Origin of the sequence: Veillonella sp., from assembly GCF_019414865.1 — a bacterium.
Classification (GTDB): Bacteria; Bacillota; Negativicutes; order Veillonellales; family Veillonellaceae; genus Veillonella.
This window is the reverse complement of record NZ_DXLG01000089.1, coordinates 1-6,540: the sequence shown is the minus strand read 5'-3', so window position 1 is coordinate 6,540 and position 6,540 is coordinate 1. Positions and strand designations below refer to the sequence as shown.

Below are 6,540 nucleotides of genomic sequence, written 5' to 3'. Positions count from 1 at the left end.
ATAATATATGAGTGCATCTCTCATTGAGATGTACTCAATTCGTTTATACAACTAAAAATTATTATTGAAAGGGGTAATCTTTTGGGTCGATTTACAAAAAATATCGTCCTTTATTTACTTATCATTGCCGCTTTCGTTATCGCCATTGACGCTTTCTCTGGTCAAAGTGCGAATAAATCTGAATTAAGCTACACAGGATTTATTCAACAAGTACAACAGAAAAAGGTTGAGTCCGTAACGATTACCAATGATCATGGTATTAAAGGTAAACTAAAAAATGGAACAGAATTCAATTCTTATGCGCCAACTGATGAAACATTAATTAAAACATTACAAGATAATGGCGTTGAAATTACAGCAGCGCCACCTGAGCAACCAGCTTGGTGGATGAGCCTTTTAGGTTCTGCTATTCCTATTATCATCTTGGTAGTGTTGTTCTTCTTCATTATGCAACAAACACAAGGTGGCGGTGGCCGAGTGATGAACTTTGGTAAAAGCCGTGCTAAATTGATGGGTGAAGGTAATGTTAAGGTTAGCTTCAAAGATGTAGCAGGTGCGGAAGAAGCAAAACAAGAATTAGAAGAAGTAGTAGAATTTTTGAAGGACCCAGGCAAATTTACAGCTATCGGTGCTAAAATTCCGAAAGGTGTATTGTTAGCGGGACCTCCAGGTACTGGTAAAACATTGCTTGCTAAAGCTGTTGCTGGTGAAGCAGGCGTACCATTCTTTACGATTTCTGGTTCTGACTTCGTAGAAATGTTCGTAGGTGTTGGTGCATCTCGTGTACGTGATCTTTTCACACAAGCGAAAAAGAATGCGCCATGTATTATCTTCATCGACGAAATTGATGCGGTTGGTCGCCAACGTGGCGCAGGTCTTGGTGGTGGTCACGATGAACGTGAACAAACATTGAACCAATTGCTCGTTGAAATGGATGGCTTCGGTGCTAACGAAGGTATTATTACTATCGCAGCTACAAACCGCCCAGATATTCTTGACCCAGCGCTCTTGCGTCCAGGTCGTTTTGACCGTCAAGTTATCGTAGGTCGTCCAGACTTACGCGGTCGTGAAGCAATCTTAAAAGTTCACGCTCGTAACAAGCCGTTGGCTGACGATGTAGACTTGAAAACAATTGCGAAGAAAACACCAGGCTTTACTGGTGCCGACTTAAGTAACTTGTTAAATGAAGCGGCTTTATTAGCGGCTCGTCTTAACAAAAAAGTAATCACTATGGCTGAAGTTGAAGAAGCTAGTGAAAAGGTTAGCATGGGTCCTGAACGCCGCAGTCACATTGTGAGTGATAAGGATCGCAAGTTAACAGCGTACCATGAATCTGGTCATGCTATTGTGGCACATTTGTTGCCTCATGCAGATCCTGTTCATAAGGTAACAATCATTCCTCGTGGTGCAGCAGGTGGTTACACTATGATGCTTCCTACAGAGGAACAAAACTACAAAACAAAATCTCAATTATTAGCGGATATTCGCGTAGCCCTTGGCGGTCGTGTGGCAGAGGCTTTGATTTTGGATGAAATCAGTACAGGTGCTTCTGGTGACCTTCAAAGTGTAACGAATACAGCGCGTGCCATGGTAACGCGTTGGGGCATGAGCGATGAGCTTGGTCCTATCGTATTTGGTGAACAACAAGAACAAGTATTCTTGGGTAAAAACCTTGGCCATGAACGCAACTACAGTGAAGAAATTGCTGCAAAAATCGATACTGAAATTCATCGTATCGTTGAAGATGCTTATAAAGATGTAACAAAACTTCTTAGCGATAACGAAAAATTCTTACATGATATGGCAAATGCTCTATTAGAGGAAGAAACAATCGATGCAAAAGCGGTAGATAATCTTTACAAATATGGTACAACAAAAGCTCCTGAAATAGAGGAACCTAAAGCTACGTTAGAAGCAGCAGGTATTGTAGTACCAGAGGTTGTTGACGCTAATGAGCACACTTCTACAGTGGAAGCTCCTAGTGAAACACCTTCTAACGAAATTAAATAATGGAAACTGTCCAAATAAAAAGAGCTGATCTCCTTGGAGACCAGCTCTTTTTTATTGTCCATCGTTGATGTGACGGGTTGCTAAATATTCTTGTATGCGACGTTCCTTAAGTGATTTTAAGTATTTCTGTGCTAATACATTTGGTATGGCCACACCGACAGCGATGCCAACGATGGTTAAAATACCTGTTACACCATTTTGTACCATATAAACAAGGCCGGATTCATTGAGTGCATTGATGTGAAGAATATCGAAAAGAAAACGATAATATAGAATCCCTGGCATTAATGCGATAGCAGACGGAACGATAATAATCGTACTAGATGTTTTTAGCCAGGTAGAAACTTTTACATAAATAATACTCATAACAGCGGCCCCTACAAAGGTGGCCCCAGCAATAGAGAAACCTAATTCAACAGCTAGTAAATTACGAATAAATACACATAATACACCGCCGATACCGATTGAGAGCAAGAGGCGTACAGGCGCATTAAATAAAACAGCGAATGAGGCGGCGGCCATAAAAGAACCTATAATCTGCTCAATAGATAGTACATGAGGTTTAATGTCTACAAAACTAAAGGCCGGCATTGGACTAAAGTATAAGGCCATGGCCATACCTAAGGTCATACTACCTACGATGAGAATTGTTCTAATGGCTCGCGTAATGCCTGATAGGATATGGTTGTTGATTGTATCGATAACAGCATTGATAAGAGGTACCCCTGGAATCATAAATAGGGTACAACATACGAGAACATAAACTAAAGAGTCTTGTTCAATATGTGAATAGAAACCGTAGGCGGAAACCATAGCGGCAAATCCACCTAATGCAATACCCACATATTCATTGCAACCAAAGCGTACGGCTAGAATGCGTGTAAAATAGCCAATGAGAGAGCAAATAATTGTTACTATAAAAGCTATCATATCACCACTATATAGAAAGGCGAGGCCTGCAGAACCTAGGGCACATGCAATACCCTTAACCCAATCAGGATATACAGGAATGGTAGAATCTAATTTTGAAATGAGTTGTTCATAGGTTGTGAGCGAGTAATGTCGTTCGAAGGCGCGCCATGTGAGTTTAGATACGGCATTGATCATGGCCATATTGGGAACATGAACTGGTGTTTTTCTAAAAACTGTTATGGACCGTTCTTTGTGTAATAGATTTACCATGATGGTGGTATATGAAATATGAATGTTTAAGTAATTATGAGGAATACCCATAAATGTGGCAGCTTTTAACATCTCCTCAATGATCCGATTTGTATCAGCACCACATTCCATAAGTAACTTGCCTATGTTTAATAGAACATCAAGTTTTCTGTGAATATGGATAAATGGGTTCTCTAGAACTTCATTTTTTTCTTCTAATGTAAATTGTTGCATATATCTCCCCAGATAATGATAGACCATACTATTGTTATCTTTTACATAAGGTATAACTTAATACTACATGTATTATACCATTAATTATTTTAAATAATCCTTGCATTTTATAGGGTACACTTGTACAATCGAATTGTAAACCTAGGTTGACAAAGAAAGGGGCTCTAAACTATGCGTGATGAAGTATTAGAATTCTTGAGACAAAACCAAGGTAGTTTCGTATCGGGACAAGATATGTCAGAAGCGTGTCATGTTTCGCGCACAGCTATTTGGAAGCATATCAAAGCATTACGTCAAAAAGGCTACAAAATAGAATCTTATACCAAGAGGGGGTATCGATTATTGGAGGAACCTGATTTGTTGAGTCCATTAGCAATGAAGCAAATCTTAAAAACAGATGTATTTGGCAAACGGTATGTCTATATGGACACTACCGAATCTACAAACCTAGAAGCTCGTCGTTTAGCACAACAAGGTGCAGAAGAAGGCACTGTTGTTGTTACAGAGGAACAGGCTGCTGGCCGCGGTCGTTTATCTCGTGGATGGTATTCTCCATTCGGAAAAGGTCTATGGTTTAGTCTCATTTTACGCCCTGACTTTGCACCAGTAGAAGCACCGAAGTGTACATTGATGGCTGCCGTGGCATTAACAAAGGCATTTCATAAAATGGGCCTTACAGATGCAGGTATTAAATGGCCAAATGATATCCTTGTAAATGGTCGTAAATTAGTTGGTATTTTGACAGAAATGTCCGGCTCTATGGAGGAAATTTCCTATATTGTTATGGGCATAGGTGTCAATGTAAAGACTAAACAAGAAGAACTTCCAGAAGAATTGAAGTTAATCGCTACGTCATTAACAATGGAAGGCATTGATATTGAACGGACAGAAGCTTTTAAAATTATTTTGGAATCCTTAGAACATCAATATTATGAAGTCCTCGATAGTGGCTTTGAGGAAACATTAAATGAATGGCGCCAATTATCGGTAACTCTTGGTGAGGAAATTGAAGTGAGAGCACCAGGAAATACCTATGAAGGGGTAGCTACAGATATTGATGAAGATGGTAACTTATTAGTAAGAATCCCTGATGGGACAGTTAAACGTATTGTGGCAGGGGACGTGTCAATTCGTCCGCGCAAATAGGAGGCATTCATGTTATTAGTAATTGATGTGGGGAACACCAATATTGTTCTCGGTGTATACGACAAGACAGAGCTTGTAGGTCACTGGCGTATTTCCACGGATCGCGTTCGGACCACCGATGAATATGGCATGTTGATGATGAATTTATTCTTCCATGATCGCAAGGTTGATGTGAAAGATATTAAAGATATTATCATTTCCTCAGTTGTGCCACCGTTGATGCCTACATTAGAACGGGTATGTTTACGTTATTTTAATGTAAATCCTCTCATTGTTGGACCTGGTACTAAGACTGGTATCGCTATTAAGTATGATAATCCTCGTGAAGTAGGGGCTGACCGTATCGTAAATGCTGTGGCTGCACATGAACAATATAAAGGTGATTTAATCATTATCGACTTTGGTACGGCTACAACCTATTGTGCAGTTCAAGGTAATGGCGATTATATGGGCGGTGTAATTACTCCAGGTGTTACAATTTCTGCGGAGGCTTTATTCCAACGAGCTGCTAAATTGCCACGTATCGATGTCAGAGATCCTGGTCAAGTGATTTGTCGCAACACCGTATCTTCTATGCAATCTGGTATGTTTTATGGTTACGTAGGCCAAGTAGAAGGTCTAGTATCTCGTATGAAAGCTGAAATGGGCGGACAAGTAACCGTTGTGGCTACAGGTGGTTTAGCACAGCTTATCAGCAGCGCTACAGACTGCATTGACCATGTAGAGCCTATGCTTACATTAGAAGGCTTACGCCTTATTTACGAAAGAAATAAATAATGCTACTATAATATAGTTACGTATAGGTAACAAAGTAGTGTACATTCGGGTACAGCTTATGCTGTACCCTTTTTGTTAGGGGATATAGAATTATATGAACAATAAACAATGGCAAATAGGATCCGTCAAAATTGATGGTCAAGCCATATTAGCGCCAATGGCCGGGGTTAGCGATATTGCCTATCGTTTACTGGCCAAAGAATATGGCGCTGCCTTGGTATGTACCGAAATGGTAAGTGCTATGGGCATTAAATATAAAAATGAGCGCACTCATGAATTGTTGCGCCTTGAAGATGTAGAACGTCCTGTTTCTATGCAAATCTTCGGTTCTAATCCAGAGGCGATTGCCATCGGTGCAAAGGTTGTAGCTGATGCGGGTGCAGATATTGTAGATATCAATATGGGTTGTCCTGTTAAAAAAGTTGTTTCCTCAGGGGATGGCTCTGCACTTATGAAAAATCCTGATTTGGCGGCACGCGTAGCAGAGGCGGCAGTTAAGGCTGTCGATGTACCTGTTACTGTGAAAATGCGTATCGGTTGGGATAGTGAATCCATCAATGTAGTAGACTTTGCAAAGCGCATAGAATCTACAGGGGTCGCAGCTATTGCTGTACATGGTCGTACAAAGGAACAAATGTACAGTGGCCATGCGGACTGGTCCTATATTAAGGCTGTAAAGGAGGCTGTGTCTGTACCTGTAATTGGCAATGGTGATATCGTGGAACCAGAGGATGCGAAGCGCATGCTCGATGAAACGGGATGTGATGCTGTAATGGTAGGGCGTGGTGCACAGGGGAATCCTTGGATCTTCGGTCGCATTCACCATTATTTAGAGACCGGTGAAGTGTTACCGGCGCCAACTGATATTGAACGTCTCGATATGTTGTTAAAGCATTTTGATCTATTGTGTCAATATAAGGGGGAGAGTATGGCCGTTAAGGAAATACGAACTCATGCAGGCTGGTATATGAAGGGACTCCCTGAATCTGCATATTGGCGCAATCGTGTGAATACAATTCATACCGTAACAAGCTTTCATAATGAGCTAGAATCATATCGTAAAATACTGTCTGAAATGTAGTCAGATTGACAAATGTACAGTATTTTTATATAATGGTTGAGATAATTTAGAAATAAAAGATAAGGTGTCATCTTACTATGGCACTTTTTTCTTATTTTATTTATATGTAGAAAGAGTGGGGTACCCATGGC

5 protein-coding genes are annotated in these 6,540 nt (G+C 40.4%); 4 read left to right on the top strand and 1 reads right to left on the bottom strand.

Annotated features, from left to right (window positions below; genetic code table 11):
- Positions 1–81 precede the first annotated feature (81 nt).
- Positions 82–2,010, top strand: a complete 1,929-nt coding sequence (gene ftsH / locus QZ334_RS06155) for an ATP-dependent zinc metalloprotease FtsH (protein WP_295232824.1) — start codon at positions 82–84, stop codon at positions 2,008–2,010.
- A gap of 51 nt (positions 2,011–2,061) precedes the next feature.
- On the opposite strand, the gene QZ334_RS06150 is transcribed toward ftsH, so the two are convergent.
- On the bottom strand, positions 2,062–3,405 hold the full coding sequence (locus tag QZ334_RS06150; RefSeq protein WP_295232821.1) for a threonine/serine ThrE exporter family protein: 1,344 nt from the start codon (positions 3,403–3,405) through the stop codon (positions 2,062–2,064).
- 171 nt (positions 3,406–3,576) lie between these two features.
- On the opposite strand from QZ334_RS06150, the gene QZ334_RS06145 reads away from it, so the two are divergent.
- From QZ334_RS06145 to dusB, 3 genes are all read left to right on the top strand, one after another.
- Positions 3,577–4,551, top strand: coding sequence for a biotin--[acetyl-CoA-carboxylase] ligase (locus QZ334_RS06145; RefSeq protein WP_227721003.1), 975 nt, complete (start codon positions 3,577–3,579; stop codon positions 4,549–4,551).
- 9 nt (positions 4,552–4,560) lie between these two features.
- The gene (locus QZ334_RS06140; protein WP_227721002.1) at positions 4,561–5,328 is read left to right on the top strand and encodes a type III pantothenate kinase; all 768 of its coding nucleotides are present in this window, start codon (positions 4,561–4,563) and stop codon (positions 5,326–5,328) included.
- A gap of 94 nt (positions 5,329–5,422) precedes the next feature.
- Positions 5,423–6,409 (top strand): tRNA dihydrouridine synthase DusB, encoded by a 987-nt coding sequence (gene dusB, locus QZ334_RS06135; protein WP_295232814.1) that lies wholly within the window; start codon positions 5,423–5,425, stop codon positions 6,407–6,409.
- The last annotated feature ends 131 nt before the right edge of the window (positions 6,410–6,540 follow it).